Below are 26,351 nucleotides of genomic sequence, written 5' to 3'. Positions count from 1 at the left end.
CCGCCCTTATCCTATATTGCGTTTCATTCATGTCAATTTTCATTCAGTATTACCTTGTTATGGTAATCAACAATGCCTTGTTATAAGTTTAAACACTTGTATTACTAAAAACAACTAGCCTAAAAGGGTAGTAATATTTGATGCACAAGATTTTCCATAACCTGTTTAAAATTGTTATTCTGGGTATCTCATTAGTGATGTTCATTAAGGAGGTGATCACATGCCCGCAACATATAATCTCGACAAGATCATTGATGGCTTAAGCTACCCCGCATCGGGCGACGATGTTATTAAAGCTCTGGAGGAGAATAACTTCCCGGAGAGCTTTATGAGCGAGTTCAGACCTATGATCAAGGATAAGCGCTTTGAGACTCCCGATGACCTGCACACATGGCTGGCAGATAACATGACCACGCATATGGCCGGCCTTCTCGGTGGAGCTTCAGTCCATGATTTGATCACCAGAGCAAAGAAAACTGCTTAATTTAAGGAGTAAGGCTCTTGCAATAATTACAATAACCCCCATAATGGGGGTTATTTTTTATAATTATAAAATAGGCCTGTTTGAACCTAGTAGGTTATGAGGGAAAATATATCGTACCCGTTTAATTTTTCCCTGCCATTCAGGAATGAAAGCTCGATCAGAAATGCAACGCCGACCACTTTTCCTCCCAATTTTTCAACTAACTGTACCTTTGCAGCCGCGGTTCCGCCCGTTGCGATTACATCGTCGACCACAAGAACTCGCTGGCCGGGTTTTATGGCATCTTCGTGCATCTCAAGAGAATCCGTTCCATATTCCAGCTCATATTCGGCGCTTAACGTGTTAAAAGGCAATTTTCCCGGCTTTCTGGCCGGTATAAAACCTGCACCAAGACGGTACGCGAGAGGGCTTGCTATAATAAATCCTCTTGCCTCCGCACCCAGCACCATATCTATTTCCTTATCCTTATAATGGTTAGCTATTGCATCAACGGCATATTTAAAACTTTCTTTGTTGCCCAGCAAAGGGGTAATATCTTTAAAAACCACGCCCTCTTTTGGCCAATCCGGTATGTCTCTCACGTAATTTTTTAGATCCACGGCGACCTCCCTGTGAAGTAAGTTTTTAGCTATCATCAGTTAGCCTACTGCTTCCCCGATTATTATAACATTAATTTTCAAGTTAGCTTCCAATTCATGTCGATTTTTGTTGCGCGTACGCGCAACAATTATTTATGTGCTTTTTCGATCATGTTCAAGCTGCATTGCTGTTGGTCTTTGCTTTATAAGCTGCCATTATAAGCCTTGTAACAGCTATCTGCTCCTGCCTTTACCTATACCTGATAAATATAAAATCTTTTCCTGGTTATTCATCGCAAGTTTCTAGTCCCAGGTTCGGGGTATGTATTATCTGAATGTTTCTCCTTATCAAGGTGAGGTTTTTATGCAAAGATATGAGGTTGCCATTATAGGCTCTGGACCTGCGGGATATGTAGGGGCAATAACCGCTTCGCGAGCCGGCCTTCCCACTTGCCTTATTGAGAAAGATGTTTTTGGCGGCGTTTGCCTGAACAAAGGATGCATACCGACTAAAGCACTTGTTGCATCCGCAAAACTTTTAAGAAACATGAGGCGTGCGAGCGAATTTGCTTTAAATCTCGAAGGTACGGTATCGGTATCAGCCGTTAATTTAAGGGATCGAATTTCGCGTATTTTGGATATTGAGCGGAAGGGTCTGAGAAAACTTGTCGAGGCAAGCGGCACAGATATTATTCAAGGGCATGCTAGTTTCCTCGACCATAATACTTTAAAAGTAAGGGGTGCTAACGGCGATCTAACTATCCATTCAAAAAATGTTATAATCGCAACTGGCTCTAAACCTGCCAGCTTGCCTTTCCTTCCGTTTGATGGGGAAAAAGTTGTTTCAAGTGACGATCTACTCCACCTCGACCGCATCCCCGAATCTATGATAATAATTGGCGGCGGATATATTGGTTGCGAATTTGCATCTATTTTTTCTTCACTCGGAACCTATGTCAAAATTATCGAAGCTATGCCGAGACTACTTCTAAACGTTGATGAGGATATCGTTTCTGTACTCAGCCGCGAATTTAAGAAAAGCAATATCGATATGCGGGTCGGAAGCCATATTGTCGGCGCAAAAGTCGCCGATAAAGTAACGGTAACCCTTGAAGACGGCTCAGACATATCAGCCGATATCTGCCTCGTCGCTGTTGGCCGCCAACCGTCAGCTGAAGGTCTTGACCTTGATAAGGTTGGAGTAAAATTGCTTCCAAACGGCGCTATCGAGGTAAATAATCACATGATGACAAACGTTCCGGGGATTTATGCCGCGGGCGATGTTGTTGGTAATCCAATGCTTGCCCATGTTGCATCTGCTGAGTGCAAGGTTGCTGTAGGCAATATTGCGGGTAATCGTTTACTAATGGACTATACAGTTATCCCAAGCGGCATATTTACCTATCCTGAGATCGGCAGCATTGGTATGACCGAAAGCCAGGCGCGAGACGCGGGTATGGAAGTTAAGACCGGAACAGTATTGCTTAGAAGCCTGGGCATTTCTCATGCTTCTGGGGAGATAGTCGGTATGGCAAAAATAGTAGCGGATGGTCTTTCCGATGCCATCGTGGGTATCCATATTATAGGCGAGCGGGCGACAGATTTGGTCCATGAGGTTGCGGTTGCCATGTTTGGGGGCATGACAGCTTCTACGTTAGGCCAGGTTGTACACGCCCACCCGACATTTTCTGAAATGGTTGGCGAATCCGCAGAAGCCGTGAATAACGAGTCGATATATGTGACCAGGAAAGCTGCCTGATTCTAGCTGGGGACTCATGGTTACAAATAAACCGATTTACGCAGATTACAACTCAACAACACCGGTTGATGCTGCTGTTTTCGAGGAGATGCTTCCGTACTTTAGCGATTATTTTGGAAATGCATCCAGCAAACACTGGTATGGTTATAAATCAAGAGAAGCAATTGAACTCGCCCGACATCGCGTTTCAGAGTGTATCGGCTGCCGCCCTCATGAGGTAATCTTTACCAGTGGTGCAACAGAATCCAATAACTTCGCTCTGAAGGGCATTGCATACGCTAACCAACACCACGGCAAACATATCATAACGACGAGCGTAGAACACCAATCAGTACTTCAACCCTGCAGATACCTTGAATCCCAAGGTTTTTCGCTAACAATATTGCCAGTCGATGATTATGGCATGGTCTCTGTTGATGATCTCAAAGATGCAATCCGCGAAGATACAATTCTTATATCTGTCATGCATGCAAACAATGAAGTCGGCACAATTGAGCCAATTCCAGAGATCGGAAATATTGCAAAAGAATTCGGCATTTACTTTCACTCTGATGCCGCCCAAACTATTGGCAAGATACCGGTTAACGTAGATGATTTAGGCGTCGATCTGCTCTCTATTTCAGGCCATAAATTCTATGGGCCTAAAGGTGTGGGGGCTATCTATATAAGAGAAGGTACAGAGATAGACCCATTGATCGGAGGTAACAGCCAGGAATTCAGGCTTCGTTCAGGCTCTGAAAATGTTCCAGGGATTGTCGGCCTGGGTAAAGCCTGCCAGATAGTCGCCGAGTCTCTTAATCAATCTTCTTCTCATATGCTCAAAATGCGCGAACGCCTTTTTGAACTTTTTATTACAAGCGTTCCACAGGTTCTTCTTATCGGCCACCCGACAGCGCGGGTTCCAAATACCGTCAACCTCGCCTTCCCTGGAGTTGTTGCACGCGACCTGCTGCTTGCAACGCCTGAAGTTTCAGCCTTAGCAGAAGCAGAATGCGACGTTGAGAGATACCAAATATCGCATGTCCTGAAGGCGATGCACATTCCTGAAACCTATGCGCTTGGCTCTATTAGATTTAGTTTCGGCAAATGGACAACTGAGTATGAGATCGATGATATAGTAGATTTTATCTCCGCCCGGTATGAGCAACTTCTTGAGGGGCATCACCACGCCGCCTAAGCTATTCAGGCTTTTTAATAGGCATTTTACGCCTTGAGGACTCCACTGGCTTGTTAACTGCTAACCTAAAATCTAAGCTTCTGAACCCTATATTACTAATTGACCAGAATGTAAAATCCGATATATAATGTTATATGTGAACAATTGTTCATATATAGCATTATAGGAGGCTTTTCCTTGTCATCAGACGACCTCTGTTCGGAAATAAAACTTGAGAAAGAGAAAGTTGAGCAAATCCAAAGGATGCTGCCCGATAGCCTCGCAATAGACAGGCTTTCCGATACGTTTAAAGCCCTGTCCGATGCAACACGCGTAAAAATAGTTCTTGCGCTTCTTAAGGATGAGCTTTGTGTTTGTGAAATCGCTGAGATTGTGGGGATGAGCCAGTCAGCCGTATCTCACCAGCTTAGAAAACTAAAAGACATGAGGCTTGTTAAGAGGCGTAAATCCGCAAAGATGGTTTACTATTCACTTGATGACGATCACATAATAGGGCTTGTTTCCCAATGCATGAGCCATGTTCAGGAGGAGTTCAATGAGCCCATAGCAGCATCCTGGCTTAATATTTCGAAGTGATAACTATGGAAACATACAAGATTACTTCAAATAAATTAGTTCAAGAAAATATTCATATCGCCGGATTAGATTGCCCTGACTGCGCGTTAAAAGTAGAAAAGGCAATTCGAAAAATGCCTGGAATTAAAGGCGTTTCGGTCAGCTTTTCCGCTGCGAACCTTCATATAGAATATGACCAATCTTTAACCGATAGAGAAGCTATCCTCTCTACGGTAAAATATTTTGGATATGAAATTGAAGCGGGCGATAATCTTCGCAAAACAGTGTTTTTCATAAAAGGCCTTGATTGTCCCGACTGCTCTAAGAAACTTGAAGCAAAGATTTCTTCCCTTAAAGGTGTTGAATATGCGCTTTTAACCTATGAAACGGGCAAGCTTATTGTAAACCATCATGAAGACCTTGTTCCCTCTTCAATGATATTGAAGGTTATTGAATCAATCGGGTACACAGCCGATATCGAGGGGGCTTTTAAAGCCGAACTATCGCGGAGGTCATTCTGGTTATCCGATAAGCGAGCCCTCACCACCATCATCTCGGCTATCCCTCTTTCACTCGCAATGTTTCTGCAATTTGTATTTGGCGAGTCAATCATCAACACTGCCCTACTTGCAACCACAGTTGCGATAGCCGGATATAGACCTGCTAGAAGTGCGGTTTCCTCAATCAGATCGTTTATTTTTGATATGAACGTGCTAATGACAGTTGCGGTTATCGGTGCCATGTTTCTTCATCAATGGGAAGAAGCCGCCACTGTCATGTTTCTTTTCGCCTTTGGCACTATGCTTGAAGCCTATACTATGGATAGGACACGTCATGCCATACGCAGCCTGTTAGAAATTGCACCAAATTCGGCAACGGTTAAGATGGGCGAAGGGACCAGGGTCGTTTCCATCGAGGATGTCCGCATTGGCGATATTGTTATCGTAAAGCCAGGTGAAAGCATTCCTGTTGATGGACGCATCGTAGATGGATCCTCATCGGTAAACCAATCGGCGATAACAGGCGAATCGCTTCCAGTTCCTAAACAGGTAGGCGATACTGTCTATGCCGGTACCTTCAACCACGAAGGCTATATCGAAATTGAGGTCACAAGGGAGTCCAAGGATACGACTCTCTCACACATAATCCACCTCATTGAAGATGCGCAATCAAAGAAAGTTAATTCCCAGCGCTTCATTGATAAATTTTCAAGGTATTATACGCCCGCTGTTATAGCTACCGCCTTAGCGGTTGCAATTGTGCCGCCAATTTTTGGGTTTCCTCTCACTGCTTGGCTCTATAGAGCCCTTGTTCTTCTAGTCATAGCGTGTCCGTGCGCTCTCGTATTGTCTACTCCTGTCGCGGTTGCCGCCGCTATCGGTGCGGCCTCGCGAAACGGGGTTCTTATTAAAGGCGGTTCATACCTTGAAGCAGCCGGACAGGTATCAACGATTATTTTCGATAAAACCGGCACGCTAACTACCGGCCAGCCGGCCGTTACGGACATTGTATCGCTTAATGGCTACACAGAAAAAGAAATTGTTCAAATTGTAAGCTCTATAGAATCTAGATCGGCGCATCCGCTTGCAAAAGCGGTTTTGGATTATGCAAAGGATCGCGACCTAGAACCCTTAGAGATTAGCGAGTTTTTATCAATGCCGGGGCTTGGACTTAAAGCTGATATAGGCGGGAAATCATTCTACGTCGGTAACCCGAAGCTTTTTGCGCAATTAAATATTAGAGATCCAGAGGTCGAATCCCTTGGCTATGCTATGCAGCAGGAAGGAAAAACCGTCTTTATACTTGGCACAAATGAAAAACTTCTTGGCATCATAGCTGTTGCGGATAAATTGCGTATCGATGCAAGGAGAACCGTCAAGCTGCTTCGTGACATCGGAATATCCGATATTTTCATGCTAACCGGCGATAATAAAAGCACTGCCAAAGAGATAGCCTCGCAGGTCGGAATCTCGGAATATAAGGCGGATCTACTGCCTGAAGATAAAGTAAGATCTATTGAAGCGATTTCCCGAAAATATGGAAAGGTAGCCATGGTTGGTGACGGCGTTAACGATGCACCTGCTTTATCCCGTGCTGATATTGGGATTGCAATGGGTGCAATAGGATCCGATATTGCTCTTGAAACATCAGATATCGCACTTATGGCCGATGAGCTAGCCAACATTCCATACACGATAAATTTAGGACGCCGTGCGCTTAAAATTATCAAGCAGAATATTATTTCTGCAATTGCAATTAAGTTTTTGTTTATCGTTCTTGGCATCGCAGGTACTGCAAGTCTATGGATGGCTGTGTTTGCAGATACCGGCATGGCTGTTCTTGTTATATTAAATGGAATGAGATTACTTTCAAGCCCTGGTAGCCCAAGCAAAAAAAATAGCGGATAGCTAAAAATCCGATTGCTTAAAAAGAGGTATTTCAAATGATTAAAGCAACAGTTAAATTCGATAACTGCAAATACTGTAAAAAATGCCTGGCTCTAAAGGCCTGTAGCACTAAAGCTCTCTTTAGGTTAGATGAAGACGAGCCCGTTGCTGTCGATACGAATCTTTGCTACGGCTGTGCCAAATGCGTAGCAGCATGCCCTTATGACACAATGGCTGTAAAAGAGTTTTAATCATTTCTTTTTACTGTTGCGTGCGATCTGCTTTAATATATCGGCGTACATTTTAAGTCGCGCCCTGAAACCGGCAATTTTGCCAAGTTTTTCTTCCTTCATAACCTGGCTCACCTCAGAGATCAATACCTCTTCGACCTTATATCCCTGCCTCCTGGCATGCTGCGTTATCGCTATCTCGACACCGAAACCCGTATCGCTAAGGTCAGACAGACCTTCAAAGAAAGCCCGCCTTACAGCACGCTGTCCGGTTATTGTCGGTACAAGGGCCTGCGCAAGGTCTGTTGCTAGTCTTCCGCCGACAAAACGCCCTACCGTCATCATCAGCTTTTTATCGCTTATCAGGGGATTCAGAAGATCTCTTATATGCCTTTCCTCTAGCCCTAAAAGATCTGCATCAATAAAAAGCAATATATCCGCATCGGTCGAATTTATCCCCGTCTGCATAGCTGCACCTTTGCCGGCATTAACTTCTTTATCTATAACTTTGACTCCATATGACCTCGCTACAGCCGATGTCTGATCTATAGATCCATCATTTACCACAATTATCTCGTCGATTTCATCAATCCTGGTTAAAACTTTTAATACAGCACCCAGTTGATTTTCTTCATTATACGCCGGTACAATGGCTGCTATTCTTTCTGGCGAGTTTGCCATCTACTCCTCCGGCTGTAGGCTCTTATGCATCTCTTTTACTAGCTCTGCTATTTCATCCACCGCCTGCTCTAGCGGAAACTCTACTCTCTCATTTGTTTCTCTTTTTTTGACTTCTACGTTACCACTTTTGATTGTTCTCCCACCAATAATCACCTGCAGCGGGAAACCGATTAAATCTGAGTCGGCAAACTTCTTTCCTGCCGATTCTACCCTATCATCGATTATTACCTCAACGCCTTTTTCCTCTAATCCCCTGTATATCTTATCGCCAATCTCCCTTTGCTCATCCTTATCGTAATTAAGAACAATAATAGAAACCTCGTACGGCGCAATTGATATCGGCCAGATTATCCCGTTTTCATCATTATGTTGCTCTATAGCTGCAGCGGCAGTCCTGCTAACTCCTATTCCATAAGTCCCCATAATGTAGGGCTTTGTTTGACCGTCCTCATCAACAAAAACAGCCCCTAGCACACTGCTGTACTTTGCCCCAAGTTGAAATATTTGCCCGACTTCGATCCCTCTTGTCTCAAGGAGCTTCCCTTCGCATTCGGGGCACTGATCACCCGCCTTTACCAGCTTTACTTCCGCCCACTCCTTCACCTGGAAGTCTTCACCTACATTCACGTTTACAATGTGTGCATCCTTTTTATTTGCGCCTACGACAAAATTTCTCATCACCGATATTTCATTATCTGCAATGATCCTTACGTCCTTAAGCCCGACAGGGCCGACATATCCCTGTATTAGTTCTGGATATTCTTCCCACTCCATCCCTGCAAGCAGGTGGAAGTCATTCGTCCCCAATACAGCCGATAGCTTTTCTTCGTTTACGTCTCTATCTCCCCTTATAAGAACCGCTGCAAGCTCTCTTGCGCCAAACTTATATATTAGTGTTTTTACTATTTTTGTCTCAGGAACACCAAGAAAAGCCGATACTTCGGCCACGCTTTTTACACCTGGTGTGCTTACCGTCTCCGACGGCTTGATTTCCTCGTCCGATGGCTCTGGCAATCGTGTCGTTGCAATCTCATCGCTCGCTGCATAATCGCATCTTTCGCAATATAAAACCGTGGTCTCTCCCGATTCTGCAAGTACCGTAAACTCCTGAGAAACTTTTCCGCCTATCAGTCCCGTCGCTGCTTCGATTGCCCTGAAATTCAAACCGCACCTTGTAAAAATACGCGTATACGCGTCGTACATGTCGCTGTATGACTTCTGCAGCTGTTCAATATCAGCGTTAAAGCTATAAGCATCCTTCATGATAAATTCACGTGCACGCATAAGACCAAACCTTGGTCTTATTTCGTCCCTGAATTTTACCTGAATTTGGTATAACGTAAGCGGAAGCTGTTTGTATGACCTTAACTCATCCTTGACAAGCGTTGTCACAAGCTCCTCGTGTGTTGGCCCAAGCGCAAATTCTCTTCCGTGTCTATCTTTTAGCCTCATCATCTCAGGGCCATACTGATCCCAGCGCCCTGTTTGCTTCCAAACGTCCGCTGGTTGAATCACGGGCATGAGTATTTCCTGGCCTCCTACCCTGTCCATCTCTTCGCGTATGATTTTCTCTATCTTCCTTATTACCTTGTATCCAAGCGGCATAAAAGTATATACGCCAGTAGCTACCTTTCTTATCATTCCCGCCCGCAAGAGCAGCTTGTGACTGATAACTTCTGCCTCTGCCGGACTTTCCTTCAACGTAGGTGCATAAAGCTCTGAAAATTTCATTTTTCTAGTTCCTCCAACCGACTGCTTAAGCATCAACCCTTAAGATAGTTTTTATTATATAATAAAAAGCAGAATTCAGGAGATTGCTCCTATAACTCAGATCATTTGAGGATAAGTAATGGGGATTGTGGCATTACTAGGCATTTACTTATCTGTGGTACCGTCGGCCTTTTCGCCTTCCTTCACATCATCGATAAGTTTCTCGATCTCACTCATTAGCTCCGCTGCCATGTTGTCTGAAGATACACGCCTTATTGCCTTTCCTTTCCTAAAAACAACGCCTTCTCTTTTGCCGCCCGCGATACCAATATCGGCATCGCGAGCTTCACCCGGGCCATTTACTACGCACCCCATAATAGCTACTTTCAATGGTGTTCTTATAGAAGCAAGCCGCTTTTCTATCTCTTCTACAACTGGTATAACATCTATATCGCATCTTCCGCATGTTGGGCAGGATATAATTTCGGGGCCGTACATTCTCAGCTCTAGAGCTTGAAGTATTTGATAAGCCACCTGCACCTCGTGAACTGGATCCGCCGAAAGAGATACCCTCATAGTGTCCCCAATATCTTCTGACAGCAATATGCCAAGCCCTACAGCTGACTTAACCGTTCCTGACATTAACGAACCCGACTCGGTTATTCCCAAATGCAGCGGATAATCAGTGCTCTCAGCCAGCATCCTGTAAGCTTTTATTGAATTTACAACTGATGATGACTTTACAGACAAAACGATTCTATTAAAGTCTAGGTTTTCGCAAAATTTTACATATTCAAGACAGCTCTTAACTAAAGCTGTAGCTACATCTTCCTCTTTTGAGTATTTCGGATGTAATGAACCGGAGTTAACGCCTATTCTTATGGCAGTGCCATTCTCCTTTGCTTTCATGACTATTTTGGCGACATATTCTTCGCCGCCGATATTGCCCGGGTTTATTCTGATCTTTTCGACTCCGGCCTCAATCGCACCAATTGCGTACTCCCAATGGAAGTGGATATCGGCTATTAATGGGATTTTTATTTCCTTCTTTATTTTCGACAGCGCTGCAATAGCTTCGCTCGTGGGGACAGCTACGCGGATAAGCTCGCAACCTGCCTCTTCGAGAGCTCTAATTTGTTCAACTGTTGCACCAATATCTTCTGTTTTACTGTTTGTCATCGATTGAACGGCGACGGGATTTCCGCCGCCGATTATAACATCGCCTATCTTTACTTTTCGCGTATTGCTGCCCATTCTAACCTCCACCGGGGAATGGAATCCCCTGAACCAACTTTCTAATATCTGAGAACACTATAAATACCATAAACGCAAGAAGCAATGCCATCCCAACTGCATTGATAGCCAAAACCAGTTTTTTGTTGAGCGGGCCTCTCTTTAGTGCCTCCACCCCTAGAATTGCGAGCCTTCCGCCATCTAATGGCGGGAAAGGGAATAGATTTAATATTCCAATATTAACGTTGATAAAGGCCAAAAAGATGATGTAATCCCAGAAATTGTTCTGCGCTATCTGCGCTGATACTGCCGTAATACCAACCGGACCAGCGCTATCTTTTACGAGAATACCTGGTTTATGGATTATGACGTTATATAAGGATACGACAATTAATTTTATGAATCCAAGCGTCTGCATTAATCCATGATATAGGGCCTGGTGTGGAAGCAAGCGTTTGTGAAGCAGGTTCATCGATACGCCTAGAAAGCCGTTCCCATCCTTCTCTTGGAGGGTTGGTTTTAGCGTTAGAATATCGCCATCTCTTTTAACTACGAGCGTAATCTGCTGGCCCGGTTTATTCTTTAGAATTTTTACCATGCCTTGCCATGTATCGACCTTTTGTCCATCGATCGATATAACTCTATCGCCCCGTTTTAGACCGACCTCAGCGGCGGGGCTTCCCTTTAGAACTTCACCAATTACGCTTCTATTGTCGGCGACCTGTACTCCTTGCACAATAAGTACTATCGCTATCAGGATTACCGGTAGCACCATGTTCATGAACGGCCCGGCTATCATGATAATCGCTTTTTTCCAACGCGGTTGTGTATCGTATTTTCGCTCGGCAGGCGTATCTTTATCCTCATCGTCTTCTTCAAGCTGCAGTTCTGACTCCACTCCAGCAAATTTTACATATCCGCCGAACGGTATCATAGTCGCACCGTACTCAGTCTCACCCCACCTAAAAGAAAACAGCTTTGGGCCTGGTAAACCAAACATAAACTCCTTGACCTTTAAGCCCATTATCTTTCCCGCCAGAAAATGCCCAAATTCATGTATAAATATGACTAATCCCAGCCCTACAATCGCTATCAGGATATATAGATAATAAATTTAGACCCACTCCTTTTTCGCTGTCTGCTTGCCGCCGCTTTAATTTACCTTAACGGTCGCCTATGACTATCAGATTATAATTCCTTTATAATTTCTCTTGCTTTTTCTCTTGCCCAATCTTCTACTTCTAATAATATACCCAAATCAGTCTCATCGCCCGGGACGTGCTTATCAATAACCCTCCTTATGACCTTCGGTATATCAATAAAACTTATCTCTCCGCTTAAGAATGCGGCAACCGCTTCTTCATTTGCAGCATTTAATACCGCCGGATATGTCCTGCCCATGTCAATTACTTCGAACGCATATTTTAGGCAAGGAAAGCTATCCTTATCTGGTTTCTCAAATGTTAGTTTTTCAACTTCTAGAAAATCAAGCGGCGGAAGCGGCGAATCAAGTCTTTCAGGATAAGATAGCGCATATTGAATCGGTATTCTCATATCGGTTTGCCCAAGGTGCGCCTTTATCGACCCATCCTTGAATTCTACCATCGAGTGAATAATACTTTGCGGATGCACGAGCACATCAATTCTATCATAAGGGATATCAAACAACCAGTATGCCTCTATAACTTCGAGTCCTTTGTTCATCAATGTTGCTGAGTCTATCGTTATTTTGGGGCCCATTGTCCACCTGGGGTGCGCAAGCGCCTGCTCCACGGTTACCGATTCAAGGTCCTCCTTAGAATAGCCCCTAAACGGTCCTCCAGACGCTGTAATTATTAATCGCTTTATCTCGCTTTTTCTCTCGCCTATCATACACTGGAATATCGCGTTGTGCTCACTATCAACCGGCAAAATTTCTGCGCCTGATTCCTCTTTTGCCTTTTTAACGATAGCACCGCCTGCGACCATCGACTCTTTGTTTGCTAAAGCCAGGGTCTTGCCTGCCCTCAAAGCAGCTAAAGTCGGTTTTAGGCCGACTGAGCCCACCAGCGCGTTTAGCACTACATCGGCATCAGAATAGGATGCTAACTGCTCTAGCCCCTCAACTCCTGTAAGTAACTTTATCCCCTTTTTAAGCTTGCTTTTAAAAGCTTTTGCTGAATGTTCGTCAACAACTACAATTACACGCGGCTTTACTTTTTGTATTTGCGCTTCCAGAATCTCTATATTGCTATGGACCGCCAGCCCGATTACGTCAAACATATCAGGATATCTGGCCACCACATCTATTGTCTGCCTCCCTATTGATCCTGACGATCCCAGAATAACAATATTTTTCAAGGGAATACTTCCTTTCGGTAACTATTCTGTTTAAACAGTGTTTAATTCATCGCTAAACCCGGGACAATAAATAGCCTTCGCATGCAACAAGAAAAGCTATTAGCTTTTCGGCTATTAGCCGTCAGTCCAGGATTTATAACTCCAGCCGACAGCCGTTAGCTTATCGCTAATAGCTTATTTAACCAACAACCAAAAATAATATCCCGCCACTGACGTAAATAATACGCTGTCGAACCTATCCAATACGCCGCCATGGCCCGGAATTATCGCTCCAGAATCCTTAACTCTCATTTCTCTTTTTATCCTTGATTCGACAAGATCTCCGAACGGCGCAAATATGCCTATGATAAGCCCCATTCCAAAACCTTTTAGAATAGCTATAAATATCCCTTGTTCAGCTGCAAATGGAAGCCAAGGCAGTGTAAACAGTATAGCAAGCACGACAGCAGGGGTTATAAGCCCTGCTACAAGCCCTTCAAGCGTTTTGTTTGCGCTAATAGATGGAGCTATTTTTCTCTTTCCAATAGCGCTTCCCACGAAATAAGCAGCTATGTCGCTGAGCCATGTTCCAATAAAAACCATTAAGACGCCAATTCTGCCGAAGCTCAGGTTATATTGCAATACCATATGGCTGAGCGTGAATGCAACATATAGAATTCCTGCCAGCGTTAGTCCTGTATTTATTATGCTGCCCTGCGTAAATATCTGCCATATCAGCACAGCTATCACTATTGCTGAAAGAACGGCAACTAGTCCGCTTTTCGCACCAACAAGAGCTGCTATGACCAGGGCAATAGCCCCCAGCATACCTACAACAATATTTGGTTTTAGATCTCTAAGCACGAAAATCGAATAGAGTTCGTCCAAGCCTACTGCCACTATAACTAATATTAAGAATGTAAAGAAATATTTTCCCAGTAACAAAAAAAGTACTATTATCGGTACACCAACGACCGCACTAATAACTCTCTCCCTAAGCATCTATGGCTCCTGTGCTGCTACCATTAATCTTCGTCAAGTCCGCCAAATCTTCTTCTTCTCTTCTGAAAATCCGCTATTGCCTGAATAAAATCGCTTTTACCAAAATCCGGCCAGTACTTATCGGTTATCCATATTTCTGCATAAGCGATTTGCCATAGCAAAAAATTGCTGACCCTTAACTCGCCGCTTGTTCTAATAAGCAACTCAGGGTCTGGCATATTTGAAGTATACATGTAACGCGAGAATATTTCCTCATCAATTTCTAACTTTTCTTTTCCTTCACTTCTGGCTTTACAGATAGCGTTTACAGCGTCAACAATTTCAGCCCGTCCGCTATAGTTTAAAGCGATATTTAAGTTCAGCCTACTGTTGTTTTTAGTGCGCTCTTCTGCAGATCGAAATGCCTTCCGGGTTGAGGCAGGTATATCATCCAGGCGACCTATTGCTCTTATTCTAACGCCGTTTTGGTCAAGCTCATCAATCTCTTTGTTAAGTTGTTCTTCAAATATGCGCATTAATCCAGATACTTCTTGCTTAGGTCTTTTCCAGTTCTCCGTTGAGAAAGTGTATAGGGTTAGGTACTCGACTCCAATTTCCGGAGCCACTTCTATTACTTCTCTTATAGCCTTGGCTCCGGCCTTATGCCCATATAGCCTTGGCTTTCCTCGGCTTTTTGCCCATCGCCCGTTACCATCCATTATTATGGCAACATGCCTCGGTATCTCACCTTTTTTTATTTCATCTATAGAAAGGCCCTCGCTCGCATACAGGCTACTACGGCGAAAACCTGGTCTAACTCTTGCCAAACTTATACCTTCTTCAAGGGGTTGCGACACAACCCTGGCTGAATGTCCTCTGAAATTTTTACTTTTTCCAGTGCAATCGCTAAACTTAAGATCAAGCTCCCGCACCTTATTCTTATACTTCCATTATCTCTTTTTCTTTGTGCTGCAGGAGCGCATCTATCTCTTTTACGTATTTCTCAGTCAACTCATCTATCTTCTTCTCGGCACGTTTTCTCTCATCTTCAGATATCATTTTTTCTTCTTCGAGGTCTTTCAAGTCGTCTCTTGCCTCATGTCTTACGTTTCTTATCGCTACCTTCCCGTCCTCAGCCATTTTTTTTACAAGCTTTACAAAGTCTTTTCTTCTTTCTTCGCTTAACGGAGGGAAGGGAACCCTAATTACGTTTCCATCGTTTGAAGGGGTTACGCCAAGATCTGAAGCCATAATTGCTTTTTCGATGGCCGCTATAGCTGTTTTATCCCACGGTTGGATTATTGCAGTCTGAGCCTCCGGTGTACTAATGCTTGCTATTTGTTTCAGAGGTGTTTTTGTTCCGTAGTAATCCACAGTTATTCTATCAAATAACGCTGCCGAAGCCCTTCCGGTCCTTACCCCAGCAAATTCGCTTTTTATAGCCGAAACAGCCTTTTTCATCTTTTCTTCAGACTGCGCAAAAACATCCTGCACCATACTAGTTGTTACCCCCCTCAACTACAGTTCCGATATCCTCGCCCATAAGCACTTTTCTTATATTATCACGCCTTGTTATATTGAATACGATTATAGGTATATTGTTATCCATGCAGAGTGAAATAGCTGTGGTATCCATGACACGCAGCCCTTTATTTAAAACCTCTATATAGCTTAATTTTGAGAACCTTTTAGCGTTTGGATTTTTCTCCGGGTCCGAGTCGTATATTCCATCAACCCTTGTTGCTTTCAGAATCGCTTCCGCGCCTATTTCAAGGGCCCTTAGAGCGGCGGCAGTATCTGTGCTAAAGAATGGATTCCCTGTGCCTGCAGCAAAAATTACAACTCTTCCCTTTTCGAGGTGTCTCATCGCCCTCCTTCTTATATATGGCTCAGCTACTTCTTGCATGGTTATCGCAGATTGAACCCTCGTTACTACGCCTTCCCTTTCTAGCGCCTCCTGTAAGGCGAGAGCGTTCATTACAGTAGCCAGCATGCCTATATAATCTGCGGTCGTTCTATCCATTCCTTTAGAGCTTGCCTCGAAACCGCGGAATATGTTGCCGCCACCAACAACAATTGCCAATTCAATATGGTCTTCATAGATTTGCTTTATTTGTTCAGCTATTGATAGCATTACTTCAGGGTCAATGCCGTACCCTCCCTTGCCTGCAAGGGATTGCCCGCTCAGCTTTAAAAGAACCCTTTTATATTTATAATGAGTCATCAAACTCTCCGTGTTTATAATTTATGGTTTCTAGTTTCTAGTTTCTAGTTTCTAGTTTATCGAGCGAAGGTATGTGATTCTAGTCTACATGCCAAAAGATTTTACCTCCACCTCTCCCTAAAAGAGAAACGTTAGAGCAACATGTAATCCATAAATAGCAAAGTTTATATCGTCTCTCCTAGCTCGTACCTAACGAAGCGTCTCACCCCTATGTTCTCACCAAGTTTTGCAGCAACCTCACCCAGATAATCTTTTATCGTTATATCCGGGTTCTTGACGAATGCTTGCTCCATTAAAACAACTTGCTGGAAGTATTTCTCAAGACGTCCTGCTGCTATTTTATCTAGAACATTTTCCGGCTTTCCTTCTTCGGCTCCCTGAGCTCGATAGATATCCATCTCCTTCTGGATTACATCATCGGGCACGTCCTCTCTCGATACATAAAGCGGGTTACCTGCCGCAATTTGGAGTGCAACATCGTGCGCAAATTGGCGAAAATCTTCACTCCTTGCAACAAAATCGGTCTCGCTGTTTACTTCAACGAGGACACCTATTTTCCCTCCTGCATGAATATAGGAGTCGATGACGCCCTCTTTTGCTTCTTTTCCAGCTCTTTTTGCCAACGACGCTAATCCTTTTTTTCGTAATATATCGGTGGCCTCAACAATATCACCTTTTGCCTCTTGCAAGGCTTTCTTACAATCCATCATACCGGCGCCTGTTAGCTTTCTAAGCTCATTTACTGCAGCCGCTGTAATTTCCATCCCAAACCTCCTATTTATCTCTTTACAATCTCATCATTCAACCAATTGTTCTTATGCTACGCCTTTGTACGGCAACTTACGCTGCCGTACATACACGTTACCCGCTTCCACACAAGCGAAAACGGGTAACTTGACGTAGCCATTTCTGTAAATATGCCTCTTCGTTTTTTCGACTTAAAACCTCTTACTTCTCAAGTTCTTCATTAACCGCTTCTTCTTCAGCAGCAAGGCTAGCCGCAGGCGTATCGGTGACATGAACGCTTAAAGTCTCCTCTGGTGCTTCGGCAGCAGGCGCCTCTTCAGCCTCTTCTACAGCCCCCATTTCAGCCTGCCATATCTCGCGGCCCTCCAACGCTGCATCTGCAATAACCCTGGTTATTAACGTAACTGCTCGGATTGCATCATCGTTGCCCGGAATCACATAATCAATCTCATCCGGGTCGCAATTTGTGTCGACAATGGCAACTATCGGTATTTCTAAGCGTCTTGCCTCCTGAACGGCTATCCTTTCCTTCCTTGGATCGATAATAAACACAGCCCCAGGAAGCTTATTCATATTCCGGATACCGCCGAGGTTACGCTCGAGTTTTTCTTTCTCAGCACCGATCTTTAGAAGCTCCTTCTTCGACATGTGGGTCGGGCTTTCTTCGATTATTCGCTCTAGCTCCTCGAGTCTTTTAACGCGACTATGAATTGTCCTAAAGTTGGTCAGCATTCCGCCAAGCCAGCGGTGGCTTACATAGGGCATCGCGCACTTTGTAGCCTCTTCACGCACAGCTTCTTGCGCTTGCTTTTTGGTTCCAACGAATAGGATTTGTTCACCCCTTGAAGATACTTCCTTTATGAAAGCGTAGGCCCTTTCTAGAAGCTCGAGTGTCTTCTGAAGGTCAATAATGTAGATGCCATTTCTCTCTGTAAAGATATATGGTTTCATTTTTGGGTTCCACCTGCGGGTCTGGTGACCGAAGTGGACTCCCGCTTCTAAAAGGTGCTTCATGGAAACAACCGCCATCTCTGCACCTCCTTTCTGGTTTTTTCCTCCGCCGGTTTCATCTTCTGTTCGACCATTCAGGCACCAGAACAGAATCCGCCGACGTGCGTAATTTGAGTAAGTTTAACATACTGGCAGGATTTTGAGCAAGTGTTATGAGGATTTGTAATATTTATCCTTCATGTTGGACTATTTGGGCGCTTCTCATTTTTGCTTTTAGCCTTAGTACTGCCTTAGTATGTAGCTGTGATACCCTTGACTCCGTAACGCCCAGAATATCGCCAATCTCCCTAAGCGTCAGTCCATCATAATAATAAAGCGCTATAACAGTACGTTCCCGTTCTGGGAGCTTCTTTATGGCATCTGCAAGGATCCCTTTCATTTCTTCAAACTCAAAAGTCTGTGCCGGATCAGGGCTTGTCGTGTCTTCGATACTATCAATCAGGCTTACTTTATCGTCCTTTTCGCCAACACTCCAGAGCTCTTCCAATGCAAGCACCGATGTATAGCTAAGCTGGTTTAATAGCTCGTTATACTCCTCAAGGGTCATGCCCATTGCTTTTGCAACTTCCTCGTCGGTAGGTACTCGCCTTAATTTGTTTTCCAGCTCATAATATACACGTTCAAGCTCACGCGCCCTGTATCTTACAGACCGTGGCACCCAATCTAGAGCTCGCAACTCATCGATTATTGCACCTTTAATCCTGCTTATAGCGTATGTTTCGAATTTTATATCCCTGCTCGTATCGTATTTTTCTATCGCATCGATCAGGCCAAATATTCCATAGCTTACCAGATCGGCCTGATCTACGCTCTGGGGTAGATTCGCAGAAATACGTCCTGCGATGTATTTTACAAGCGGTGAGTAATGAAGTATTAACTTGTCTCTCGATTCTTGGCAATCTTTTTCTTTGTATTCTTGCCAGAGCCCATTTATGTCGGTTTCCTGTCGTATATTCACACTTGCCCCCATGAACCGAGTATGGCTACTTATGCTCTAGGATGCGATCGCAAATATATATCCCTAAGCCTTCTCTTACTTAAATGAGTATAAACTTGAGTTGACGATAAATCAACGTGTCCAAGTAGTTCCTGTATATATCTTAAATCAGCCCCAGCTTCTAGAAGATGAGTCGCGAACGAATGGCGTATTGCGTGCGGGGTTATACCGCGGCTTAGCCCGGCTTGCTTTACATATTTCGCCATTATGCTTCTAACGCCGTGTGTGGTAAGCCTTTCACCTTTAAAGTTTAAAAAGAGAGCGGTTGTTGCGCCTTTTTCTGCGTCCCTTCTCTTTGCAAATACTCTTCTTCCGTCTTTTATGTAGGCGCGCAGCGCATCTGCAGCCTCCTGGTGTAATGGAACTATACGCTCTTTTCTGCCTTTTCCGAAAACTCTTACCTCCAGCTTCCGGTAATCTATATCGTTAAGGTTCAACCCTACCAGTTCACCTACTCGAATTCCAGCAGCATATAGCATCTCCAGGATGGCCTTATCCCTCAATCCTTGCGGTGAAGATACATCAGGCAAAGAGATCAGGGTTCTCACATCATTTTCCTTTAAAAACTTGGGCAGTTTATTTTCAATTTTTGGTGTCGAAATGATCTCTGCAGGATTCTTAGAGTCGCCTTTTTGCCTTTGCATAAACCTGTAGAAAGCTCTTATAGCAGAAAGCTTCCTTGCTATGCTTTTTCTACTGTAATCACTCGCCTGGAGGTGGGCAAGATAAGTTCTTAATACTCTGTAGCCTGCATCATCTAACTTTATTTCACGCTTTTCTAAAAAGCTAAGGAAGTGTAAAACGTCGTTAGAATATCCCTCGATAGAGTTTTTTGCGAGGTTTCTTTCTGCCATCAGATGCTTAAGAAATCTTTCCAGTGCTTCCGCTTCCTGCGTACCCATCTGTAATTATTCCTTTATCAGCTGCGAGTAATTACTAGTATCTACTATTACTATATCTATTGCTATGGTATTTATCGGCTAATTTGTCTGATAATCAAGATTCCTTTAATAAAAGCGACCTCTTACATCTTTTTTCTTTCTTCGATCACTGCCCCGATGGCATCTTTAGTTACCCGTAAAGTTACCTTATCAGCTACCTCTAAGTATACAATATCTTCCTCAATTCTTTTAACGGTCCCAATTATTCCGCCGATCGTTATAACTTCTGAGTTCACCTTTAGACTTTCTACCAACTTTTGCCTCTCCTGTGCTCTTCGCCTCTGCGGAAGCACTAGCAAGAAGTAATAGGCAGCCGCAAATATGATAACGTAAATTATCAGCAGCAATTCTGAGCTTATCTGACTTCTTACCATTAATTAACTCTCCCTTCGCAACCTTAAATCACACCAAATTCATCCTCATGCTCTACAAGGAAATCTGCCCGAAACTCAGCAAATCTATCCTGTATTATCGCTAACCTCGCCTCTTTCATGACGTCTACCAGAAATGACAGGTTATGCCACGTAAGAAGCCTAGCCCCCAATATTTCATTTGATTGGACTAGATGCCTTATATATGCGCGCGTATAATTCCTGCATGTATAGCAATCGTGATTGGGGTCTAGTTTCGAAAAATCCTTTGCATACTTTGCGTTTCTCATATTTAGCTTTCCAACCGAAGTCATAGCAAGGCCATTTCTTGCAACTCTAGTCGGTAAAACACAATCAAACATATCAACACCCAGCGCTATAGATTCAATAAGACTTGTTGGATCACCCAACCCCATTACATATCTGGGTTTGTTTTTCGGTAACACCGGCACAGTATAGTCGAGAACTTCATACATTACAGTATGGGGCTCACCAACACTCAAACCGCCAATCGCGTACCCCGGAAAGTCAAGGCTTACAGTAAGCTCTGCACTTTGAAATCGTAAATCTTTAAATGTACCGCCCTGTATTATTCCAAATAACGCTTGATTTGTTTTTTGGGCTTTTTTGCATCTTTTTGCCCAATCAAATGTCCTTTTGAGCGCAATCTCAGCATCTTTTTTTTCAGACGGATATTTTACTGGTTCATCCAAGACCATCATAATATCAGCTCCTATAGCTTCCTGTATCTCCATTACCCTCTCTGGAGTAAAGAAATGAACCGATCCGTCTATTATTGACCGAAATTCTACACCCTCATCTGTAATTTTTCGCATCTCGCTTAGACTAAATACCTGAAACCCACCGCTATCGGTAAGTATGGGCCTGTCCCAATGCATAAAGGAATGCAGTCCTCCCGCATCCCTTATTAAATCGTGACCAGGCCTTAAATAGATATGGTATGTATTTGATAATATTATTTGAACACCTATAGTCTTAAGCTCTTCAGGTGTCATCGCTTTAACAGTAGCCCTTGTTCCAACCGGCATAAATACAGGCGTCTCTATTTCACCATGCGGAGTCCTTAAAACCCCCGCTCGTGCCCTTGTCTTTTTATCTTCGTGAACAACTTCAAACGATATCACTTAACCCTCCACATTGGGCTTAATGTGCCGAGTTATATCTGTATTTGCTAAAGCAATATGATGCCGAAATCGATATATAAAAACCTGGCATTTTGGCACTTGTTTACTTTGGCACTATAATTATATGATAAACATCGCATCGCCGAAGCTATAAAATCTATAGTGCCTATCGATTGCTTCCTGATATGCCCTCAATATTAGCTCCTTGCCGGCAAAAGCCGCAACCAGCATCAACAGAGTCGACTTCGGCAGATGAAAGTTTGTTATCAATGCATCCACCATCTTAAATTTATAGCCCGGGTAGATAAATAATTTTGTGCTATTGGTACCCGCTACTACTTTTCCACTCTTTCCTGCAGATTCAAGGACCCGCACCGACGTTGTCCCTACCGCGACGATTCTCCCCCCCCTACTTCTAGTTTCGTTGATCACATTTGCAGCCTCTTCGGTTACATTATACATCTCGCTATGCATTCTATGGTCCTCTACTACTTCTTCCCTTACGGGCCGGAAAGTATCTAAACCCACACGAAGCGTCACTGCCACGATAACTATCCCCTTGCTTTCAAGACTTTTCATCAACTCGGGCGTAAAATGAAGCCCTGCTGTAGGCGCCGCCACAGACCCGCTACTTCTCGCGTAGATTGTCTGGTATCTGTCCATTTTCTCTATGGGTTTGGTTATATACGGAGGAAGCGGCACTTCCCCGATCTCATCAAGGATTTCATTGAAATCCCCCTCATACTGAAACGATACCAGCCTCTCTCCATTAGCCAGTTGCTTAACTATTTTTGCGGTCAACTTCCCATTTTTAAATATTACTTCGGCTCCAGGTCTCAGCCTTCTACCTGGTCTAACTAGGGCCTCCCATAAATTGCTCTCGACCTCCGACAGCAGGAATATCTCAACTTGACCTCCAGTTCCAGCCTTTTGTCCCATAAGCCTTGCTGGGATTACTTTTGTATCATTTATTACGAGACAATCTCCAGGATTTAAATAATCTTTTATGTCTCTAAAGATTCGGTTCTCAATTTCGCCCGTGTCTCTATGAATAACCATGAGCCGCGAGGCGTCTCGCGGCTCAACCGGCACCTGTGCAATTAAATTTTCAGGTAATTTGTAGTCGAATTCTTCTGTCCTCACAGCCTCTTACCGCCTGAATAACCATATGATTACATTCAGCAAAATTGTTAATATCACGCTTAATAAAATAGACGTGGCTATTGGTATAAACACGCTCCAGCCATTTCGGCGCAATAATATATCTCCCGGAAGCCTGCCTATGCCAAAGCCTTTGCCGATAAGAAATATGACGATGCCTGTAACCGCGATGATAGCGGCAAACATGATCAAAAACTTACCCAATTGCTCCAAGTTCATATTTACCGTCCCTAACCTTTTTAACGCTTTTTTCAAGTTTCTTTGAGTATCTCTCGAACTCGCTAAATACGCACCCGCAATATGGCTGCCGATAAAGATTTAGCTCTTTCGCCCTCTCCTGGCCTGCTCTAAACCCATGGCGAAAGTCCCAGTATTTAAACTCTATTCTGTATTTATTTCCGGCCTCTTCTCCTGCATCCTTTATGGCATCATGTTTCTGATACGGGCTGACTAGCAATGTTGTAGTAAAAGCACTATATCCATTCTCCGCTGCAAAGCGCGCAGCCTCATTTAGCCTAATACTATAGCATATCCGGCACCTATCGCCCTCTCTTCCGGCAATTTCCTTGAAATATATCTTTGGGTCATACTCCCCAACCTTAAGTTCTACTTTATTTAATCTGCAGAACTCTGCTAGCGCTTCAAGGCGCCTAATATACTCCATGGACGGATGTATATTCGGGTTATAGAAATAACTTGTTATATTAAACTCGTCTTTTAACACGCTGTAAGGATACGCAAAACATGGCCCGCAGCATGTATGTACCAGCAGATTACGCATATTACCACCCTTTTTAGCGATCGGCTATCTGCCGATATTTTGGCATTATAGATTGTATTTGACCTAACAGCCGATCGCTGTTCGCTAATTTCTAAAAGCTACATCAATTTTATTTCTCCCGATATTTTCTATCAATGTCTGGAATATATATGCAAAACCGGTTCAGCTGGTTTTATATTGCGCTGCTTGACTTTTAGGTATATACCCGTTTAGCAGCTTAAACATAATGCTTTCTTATGGTCGTCAGCTGTTGCAACTACTTAGAGGTGTTAACATGGCTTTAAGTGATAAAAGAGGCATTTATTGGGTAGGAACCTACATCCCGGCCTCAGGCCTGTCTATAAACGCTTATCTTATAATCGATGAATATCCAACCCTTATTAACACAGGCGCCCCTATAACTGTTGACTCTTTATTAACAAAAGTTAGGTCTGTAATCGAACCTCACGAAATACAGTATATAGTTTTGAATCAAGCAGATATAGCTTATGCCGGTGGAGTAAGCTCCCTGGCAGAACTTGCGCCTCAGGCCCGTATTGTAACAAGCGAATATGAAGCTTTTCGCCTAGGCTTATACGGAATTCTTATCCAGCCTATGATTATTGAGGATGAGGATACGCTTAATATCGGCCATAATACCCTTCATTTCTACTCTGCCCCATTTGTGGGCTCTCCGGATGCTGTTTTTGTCTATAGCGATTACAGCGCCATTTTGTTCTCAGGTGAAGCTTTCTCGACAACAGTCTTCAGGTGGGCTACAGTCAATAGCAATGATATCACGGAGTTGATCGAAGCATATTACGATACGCATATTGGAGATTCTGAGATCGCAAGGGATGCAATACGAAGGCTTTGCAACCTCAATATAAAATACATAGCCCCCGGCCACGGACCTGTGCTTACCACCTATATTCCAAAATATATAAACGCACTTAGTTTACTCCGGTGAACTACTCCGGTGATAGGCACCGCTCAAATTAACTACCAGCAATAATGATGCCTAATGCCAAAAAAGTGTGCACTTGTGAAATTTACAGTAATCAATTTGCCAACCAGTTTAGCACATCTTCAACTTCGCCAACACTTCTAAGCAGAAAGTCTGACTCCTCCGCAATGCTTTTCGAGGTCTCATCTGAAGCTATGCCTATAGTTATTGCCTCAATCTTGCCCTCATCCCTTAGTTTCTTCAGAGCTTTGAACGCGTCAAGATCGGTCACATCGTCACCCAAGTAAACCGCTTGCTTGATTCCAAGGCGTAAAGCAATCGCTGTCACGGCATCGCCTTTGCTTACCATAAGATCGGGCTTTAGCTCAATTACGCATCGTCCCTCAAAACTCTTGAGCGGATATTTTTCTAGGAAAGGTTTTATTATCTCTAGTATAGATATCCGGGCGAGTTCTTTATCCGATGCCCTCCTGTAATGAATCGCCACCCCTAATTTCTTTTTCTCGACAATAAGGTCTGACCCATCAACTAGCGATTCTAGCTCTGCCGATAAACTTGAGGCAAGGCCAAAAAAGTTAAATGCTTCCGGCGCGTAAAACTGCTTTCCATTATGCGTCCATTCGAGACCGTGATTGCCAATATATATCAGGTCTTCTACTGCTATGATATTTTTCGCCTCATCAGAATCTCTTCCACTCACAATCACGACAACCGCGAACTTTTTAGCAAGTTTACTTATGGCATCTCTCATACCCTCTGTCACTACAGCATCCGCAGGTGTCGGCGCTATCTCGCTTAATGTCCCATCCAGGTCAGTAAATATTCCAGATTTATTCGGGCTATTTTTTAAAAGCTCTAACGCGTCAAATAACTCGCTCATCTTTTCCAAGTATCTTCCTGTAGGCATTCTCATAGTTATCGGCCATTACTTCCGGACTGAATCGCGAAATAACATACTCCCTGCAAGCCCTGGGTTCGATTGATGCAGATGCCTTTTTTACCGCATCTGCCATTTCATCAACCGAATCTACAATATAGCCGACTTTTCCGTTCTCAATTATCTCAGGTATAGATCCATTTCTTATGGCAACAACTGGCGTTCCGCATGCCATGGCCTCTATCATAACTAAGCCAAACGGTTCAGGCCATTGAATCGGAAACACAAAGCATTTTGCCAATTTAAGCAAACGCCTCTTCTCATTTTCCTCAACTTCTCCTGTAAATATGATCTGCTTACCGTCAATATGCGGTTTTACTTTCGCCTCAAAATATGCTCTATCCTTAGGATCTACTTTGCCGACTAAAATAAGTCTCTCACCAAGATCTTTTGCAACCTGTATAGCAAGGTGGTTTGCCTTATCGGGGCTTACCCTGCTTACCATTATCAAGTAGTCTTCCTTTTTTTCAGAAAAGGGATAGTTGGCAATATCGATTGCGTTATAAATAGTACCAACATAATTCAGCACAGGAAGGCATTGCCTCTGATACTCACTAATCGCATTGAAGTAACATGCGTCTTTAAAGTGCGTGTAGAAAGTTTTTGTATCGTCATTAAATGGTCCATGAAGCGTGTGAAGCACCGGCGTTTTTATTTTATGAGAGAAAGCCACGACTAAAAAACCGCTATGGTCGTGGACTAAGTCAAACTCATCGGCAATCTTTAGAGCATCGCTGACTTGCATTGAGTCATACACGGTCATGCTAAATGTTCCTAATTTTGACGTTTGCCCTTCTTTAAAAGTGTACCTTAGCTTTGCTTTTGTCTCAGAATCGCCTGTTGCATAAAGAGTCACATCATGTCCCCGTTTTGCTAGCTCATCTGCCAGAAGCGCTACTACCCATTCAATACCACCGTAGCCCTTAGGGGGAACTCTAATCCAGGGTGGAGAAATTAATAGTATCTTCATGTATGTCGGTCTCCTTTTTGCTATTT

The 26,351-nt window shown here is 43.6% G+C and carries 28 protein-coding genes; 7 read left to right on the top strand and 21 right to left on the bottom strand.

Annotated elements, in window-relative coordinates; all coding sequences use genetic code 11:
- Nucleotides 1-220: 220 nt before the first annotated feature.
- The gene (locus K6T91_04870; protein ID MCL6472127.1) at nucleotides 221-484 is read left to right on the top strand and encodes a DUF2795 domain-containing protein; all 264 of its coding nucleotides are present in this window, start codon (nucleotides 221-223) and stop codon (nucleotides 482-484) included.
- Between the two features lie 86 nt (nucleotides 485-570).
- Here K6T91_04870 and K6T91_04865 read toward each other — a convergent pair whose 3' ends face one another.
- Nucleotides 571-1,083: an adenine phosphoribosyltransferase gene (locus K6T91_04865; protein ID MCL6472126.1), complete on the bottom strand. Its 513-nt coding sequence runs from the start codon at nucleotides 1,081-1,083 to the stop codon at nucleotides 571-573.
- 343 nt (nucleotides 1,084-1,426) lie between these two features.
- On the opposite strand from K6T91_04865, the gene lpdA reads away from it, so the two are divergent.
- From lpdA to K6T91_04840, 5 genes are all read left to right on the top strand, one after another.
- A complete protein-coding gene (gene lpdA, locus K6T91_04860; protein ID MCL6472125.1) occupies nucleotides 1,427-2,821 on the top strand; it encodes a dihydrolipoyl dehydrogenase in 1,395 nt (464 codons plus the stop codon).
- Nucleotides 2,822-2,837: 16 nt separating this feature from the next.
- On the top strand, nucleotides 2,838-3,998 hold the full coding sequence (locus tag K6T91_04855) for a cysteine desulfurase (GenBank protein ID MCL6472124.1): 1,161 nt from the start codon (nucleotides 2,838-2,840) through the stop codon (nucleotides 3,996-3,998).
- A gap of 243 nt (nucleotides 3,999-4,241) precedes the next feature.
- Entirely contained in the window at nucleotides 4,242-4,574 is a 333-nt protein-coding gene (locus tag K6T91_04850; GenBank protein ID MCL6472123.1) for a metalloregulator ArsR/SmtB family transcription factor, read from the top strand.
- Nucleotides 4,575-4,579: 5 nt separating this feature from the next.
- Nucleotides 4,580-6,961 carry a cadmium-translocating P-type ATPase gene (gene cadA / locus K6T91_04845; GenBank protein ID MCL6472122.1) on the top strand — a complete coding sequence of 794 codons (2,382 nt, stop codon included), beginning with the start codon at nucleotides 4,580-4,582 and terminating at the stop codon, nucleotides 6,959-6,961.
- 35 nt (nucleotides 6,962-6,996) lie between these two features.
- Nucleotides 6,997-7,191 (top strand): 4Fe-4S binding protein, encoded by a 195-nt coding sequence (locus tag K6T91_04840; GenBank protein MCL6472121.1) that lies wholly within the window; start codon nucleotides 6,997-6,999, stop codon nucleotides 7,189-7,191.
- On the opposite strand, the gene K6T91_04835 is transcribed toward K6T91_04840, so the two are convergent.
- The 18 genes from K6T91_04835 to K6T91_04750 form a co-directional block, all read right to left on the bottom strand.
- Nucleotides 7,192-7,851 (bottom strand): glycosyltransferase family 2 protein, encoded by a 660-nt coding sequence (locus K6T91_04835; GenBank protein MCL6472120.1) that lies wholly within the window; start codon nucleotides 7,849-7,851, stop codon nucleotides 7,192-7,194.
- Nucleotides 7,852-9,582: a proline--tRNA ligase gene (locus K6T91_04830; protein MCL6472119.1), complete on the bottom strand. Its 1,731-nt coding sequence runs from the start codon at nucleotides 9,580-9,582 to the stop codon at nucleotides 7,852-7,854. It lies immediately after the preceding gene.
- Between the two features lie 144 nt (nucleotides 9,583-9,726).
- Nucleotides 9,727-10,815: a flavodoxin-dependent (E)-4-hydroxy-3-methylbut-2-enyl-diphosphate synthase gene (gene ispG, locus K6T91_04825; GenBank protein MCL6472118.1), complete on the bottom strand. Its 1,089-nt coding sequence runs from the start codon at nucleotides 10,813-10,815 to the stop codon at nucleotides 9,727-9,729.
- Nucleotide 10,816: 1 nt separating this feature from the next.
- A complete protein-coding gene (gene rseP, locus K6T91_04820) occupies nucleotides 10,817-11,908 on the bottom strand; it encodes an RIP metalloprotease RseP (protein MCL6472117.1) in 1,092 nt (363 codons plus the stop codon).
- A gap of 74 nt (nucleotides 11,909-11,982) precedes the next feature.
- Entirely contained in the window at nucleotides 11,983-13,134 is a 1,152-nt protein-coding gene (locus tag K6T91_04815) for a 1-deoxy-D-xylulose-5-phosphate reductoisomerase (GenBank protein ID MCL6472116.1), read from the bottom strand.
- A gap of 174 nt (nucleotides 13,135-13,308) precedes the next feature.
- A complete protein-coding gene (locus tag K6T91_04810) occupies nucleotides 13,309-14,115 on the bottom strand; it encodes a phosphatidate cytidylyltransferase (GenBank protein ID MCL6472115.1) in 807 nt (268 codons plus the stop codon).
- Nucleotides 14,116-14,138: 23 nt separating this feature from the next.
- On the bottom strand, nucleotides 14,139-14,921 hold the full coding sequence (locus K6T91_04805; protein MCL6472114.1) for an isoprenyl transferase: 783 nt from the start codon (nucleotides 14,919-14,921) through the stop codon (nucleotides 14,139-14,141).
- Between the two features lie 112 nt (nucleotides 14,922-15,033).
- Entirely contained in the window at nucleotides 15,034-15,591 is a 558-nt protein-coding gene (frr, locus tag K6T91_04800; GenBank protein ID MCL6472113.1) for a ribosome recycling factor, read from the bottom strand.
- A 1-nt stretch (nucleotide 15,592) separates the two neighbouring features.
- Entirely contained in the window at nucleotides 15,593-16,321 is a 729-nt protein-coding gene (pyrH, locus tag K6T91_04795; GenBank protein MCL6472112.1) for a UMP kinase, read from the bottom strand.
- A 161-nt stretch (nucleotides 16,322-16,482) separates the two neighbouring features.
- Entirely contained in the window at nucleotides 16,483-17,082 is a 600-nt protein-coding gene (gene tsf / locus K6T91_04790; GenBank protein MCL6472111.1) for a translation elongation factor Ts, read from the bottom strand.
- 184 nt (nucleotides 17,083-17,266) lie between these two features.
- Nucleotides 17,267-18,094, bottom strand: a complete 828-nt coding sequence (rpsB, locus tag K6T91_04785) for a 30S ribosomal protein S2 (protein MCL6472110.1) — start codon at nucleotides 18,092-18,094, stop codon at nucleotides 17,267-17,269.
- Between the two features lie 151 nt (nucleotides 18,095-18,245).
- Entirely contained in the window at nucleotides 18,246-19,046 is an 801-nt protein-coding gene (whiG, locus tag K6T91_04780) for an RNA polymerase sigma factor WhiG (GenBank protein ID MCL6472109.1), read from the bottom strand.
- A gap of 17 nt (nucleotides 19,047-19,063) precedes the next feature.
- Nucleotides 19,064-19,975, bottom strand: coding sequence for a site-specific tyrosine recombinase XerD (gene xerD, locus K6T91_04775; protein ID MCL6472108.1), 912 nt, complete (start codon nucleotides 19,973-19,975; stop codon nucleotides 19,064-19,066).
- Nucleotides 19,976-20,097: 122 nt separating this feature from the next.
- The gene (gene yajC, locus K6T91_04770; GenBank protein MCL6472107.1) at nucleotides 20,098-20,388 is read right to left on the bottom strand and encodes a preprotein translocase subunit YajC; all 291 of its coding nucleotides are present in this window, start codon (nucleotides 20,386-20,388) and stop codon (nucleotides 20,098-20,100) included.
- Nucleotides 20,389-20,411: 23 nt separating this feature from the next.
- A complete protein-coding gene (gene tgt / locus K6T91_04765) occupies nucleotides 20,412-21,530 on the bottom strand; it encodes a tRNA guanosine(34) transglycosylase Tgt (protein MCL6472106.1) in 1,119 nt (372 codons plus the stop codon).
- A gap of 120 nt (nucleotides 21,531-21,650) precedes the next feature.
- Nucleotides 21,651-22,673: a tRNA preQ1(34) S-adenosylmethionine ribosyltransferase-isomerase QueA gene (gene queA, locus K6T91_04760; GenBank protein ID MCL6472105.1), complete on the bottom strand. Its 1,023-nt coding sequence runs from the start codon at nucleotides 22,671-22,673 to the stop codon at nucleotides 21,651-21,653.
- Nucleotides 22,674-22,679: 6 nt separating this feature from the next.
- Nucleotides 22,680-22,910 carry a DUF2905 domain-containing protein gene (locus tag K6T91_04755; GenBank protein ID MCL6472104.1) on the bottom strand — a complete coding sequence of 77 codons (231 nt, stop codon included), beginning with the start codon at nucleotides 22,908-22,910 and terminating at the stop codon, nucleotides 22,680-22,682.
- Entirely contained in the window at nucleotides 22,888-23,472 is a 585-nt protein-coding gene (locus K6T91_04750; protein MCL6472103.1) for an epoxyqueuosine reductase QueH, read from the bottom strand. The genes K6T91_04755 and K6T91_04750 overlap by 23 nt, the downstream gene beginning before the upstream one ends.
- Nucleotides 23,473-23,746: 274 nt before the next feature.
- Here K6T91_04750 and K6T91_04745 point away from each other — a divergent pair, with 274 nt between their 5' ends.
- The gene (locus tag K6T91_04745; GenBank protein MCL6472102.1) at nucleotides 23,747-24,421 is read left to right on the top strand and encodes a hypothetical protein; all 675 of its coding nucleotides are present in this window, start codon (nucleotides 23,747-23,749) and stop codon (nucleotides 24,419-24,421) included.
- A gap of 91 nt (nucleotides 24,422-24,512) precedes the next feature.
- On the opposite strand, the gene otsB is transcribed toward K6T91_04745, so the two are convergent.
- Nucleotides 24,513-25,298: a trehalose-phosphatase gene (gene otsB, locus K6T91_04740; GenBank protein ID MCL6472101.1), complete on the bottom strand. Its 786-nt coding sequence runs from the start codon at nucleotides 25,296-25,298 to the stop codon at nucleotides 24,513-24,515.
- Nucleotides 25,282-26,325, bottom strand: a complete 1,044-nt coding sequence (locus K6T91_04735; GenBank protein ID MCL6472100.1) for a glycosyltransferase family 4 protein — start codon at nucleotides 26,323-26,325, stop codon at nucleotides 25,282-25,284. The genes otsB and K6T91_04735 overlap by 17 nt, the downstream gene beginning before the upstream one ends.
- Between the last annotated feature and the right edge of the window lie 26 nt (nucleotides 26,326-26,351).

The organism is Bacillota bacterium, assembly GCA_023511485.1.
Classification (GTDB): domain Bacteria; phylum Actinomycetota; class Aquicultoria; order Aquicultorales; family Aquicultoraceae; genus CADDYS01.
The sequence above is the reverse complement of the archived record's forward strand: the minus strand, read 5'-3'. Positions and strand labels throughout refer to the sequence as shown.

Coding starts and splice junctions, on each gene's coding strand:
- K6T91_04870 (MCL6472127.1), top strand. CDS start 221: ATGCCCGCAACATATAATCTCGACAAGATCATTGATGGCTTAAGCTAC.
- lpdA (MCL6472125.1), top strand. CDS start 1,427: ATGCAAAGATATGAGGTTGCCATTATAGGCTCTGGACCTGCGGGATAT.
- K6T91_04855 (MCL6472124.1), top strand. CDS start 2,838: ATGGTTACAAATAAACCGATTTACGCAGATTACAACTCAACAACACCG.
- K6T91_04850 (MCL6472123.1), top strand. CDS start 4,242: ATGCTGCCCGATAGCCTCGCAATAGACAGGCTTTCCGATACGTTTAAA.
- cadA (MCL6472122.1), top strand. CDS start 4,580: ATGGAAACATACAAGATTACTTCAAATAAATTAGTTCAAGAAAATATT.
- K6T91_04840 (MCL6472121.1), top strand. CDS start 6,997: ATGATTAAAGCAACAGTTAAATTCGATAACTGCAAATACTGTAAAAAA.
- K6T91_04835 (MCL6472120.1), bottom strand. CDS start 7,851: ATGGCAAACTCGCCAGAAAGAATAGCAGCCATTGTACCGGCGTATAAT.
- K6T91_04830 (MCL6472119.1), bottom strand. CDS start 9,582: ATGAAATTTTCAGAGCTTTATGCACCTACGTTGAAGGAAAGTCCGGCA.
- ispG (MCL6472118.1), bottom strand. CDS start 10,815: ATGGGCAGCAATACGCGAAAAGTAAAGATAGGCGATGTTATAATCGGC.
- K6T91_04810 (MCL6472115.1), bottom strand. CDS start 14,115: ATGCTTAGGGAGAGAGTTATTAGTGCGGTCGTTGGTGTACCGATAATA.
- frr (MCL6472113.1), bottom strand. CDS start 15,591: ATGGTGCAGGATGTTTTTGCGCAGTCTGAAGAAAAGATGAAAAAGGCT.
- tsf (MCL6472111.1), bottom strand. CDS start 17,082: ATGGAAATTACAGCGGCTGCAGTAAATGAGCTTAGAAAGCTAACAGGC.
- rpsB (MCL6472110.1), bottom strand. CDS start 18,094: ATGGCGGTTGTTTCCATGAAGCACCTTTTAGAAGCGGGAGTCCACTTC.
- whiG (MCL6472109.1), bottom strand. CDS start 19,046: ATGGGGGCAAGTGTGAATATACGACAGGAAACCGACATAAATGGGCTC.
- xerD (MCL6472108.1), bottom strand. CDS start 19,975: ATGGGTACGCAGGAAGCGGAAGCACTGGAAAGATTTCTTAAGCATCTG.
- yajC (MCL6472107.1), bottom strand. CDS start 20,388: ATGGTAAGAAGTCAGATAAGCTCAGAATTGCTGCTGATAATTTACGTT.
- K6T91_04755 (MCL6472104.1), bottom strand. CDS start 22,910: ATGAACTTGGAGCAATTGGGTAAGTTTTTGATCATGTTTGCCGCTATC.
- K6T91_04750 (MCL6472103.1), bottom strand. CDS start 23,472: ATGCGTAATCTGCTGGTACATACATGCTGCGGGCCATGTTTTGCGTAT.
- K6T91_04745 (MCL6472102.1), top strand. CDS start 23,747: ATGGCTTTAAGTGATAAAAGAGGCATTTATTGGGTAGGAACCTACATC.
- otsB (MCL6472101.1), bottom strand. CDS start 25,298: ATGAGCGAGTTATTTGACGCGTTAGAGCTTTTAAAAAATAGCCCGAAT.
- K6T91_04735 (MCL6472100.1), bottom strand. CDS start 26,325: ATGAAGATACTATTAATTTCTCCACCCTGGATTAGAGTTCCCCCTAAG.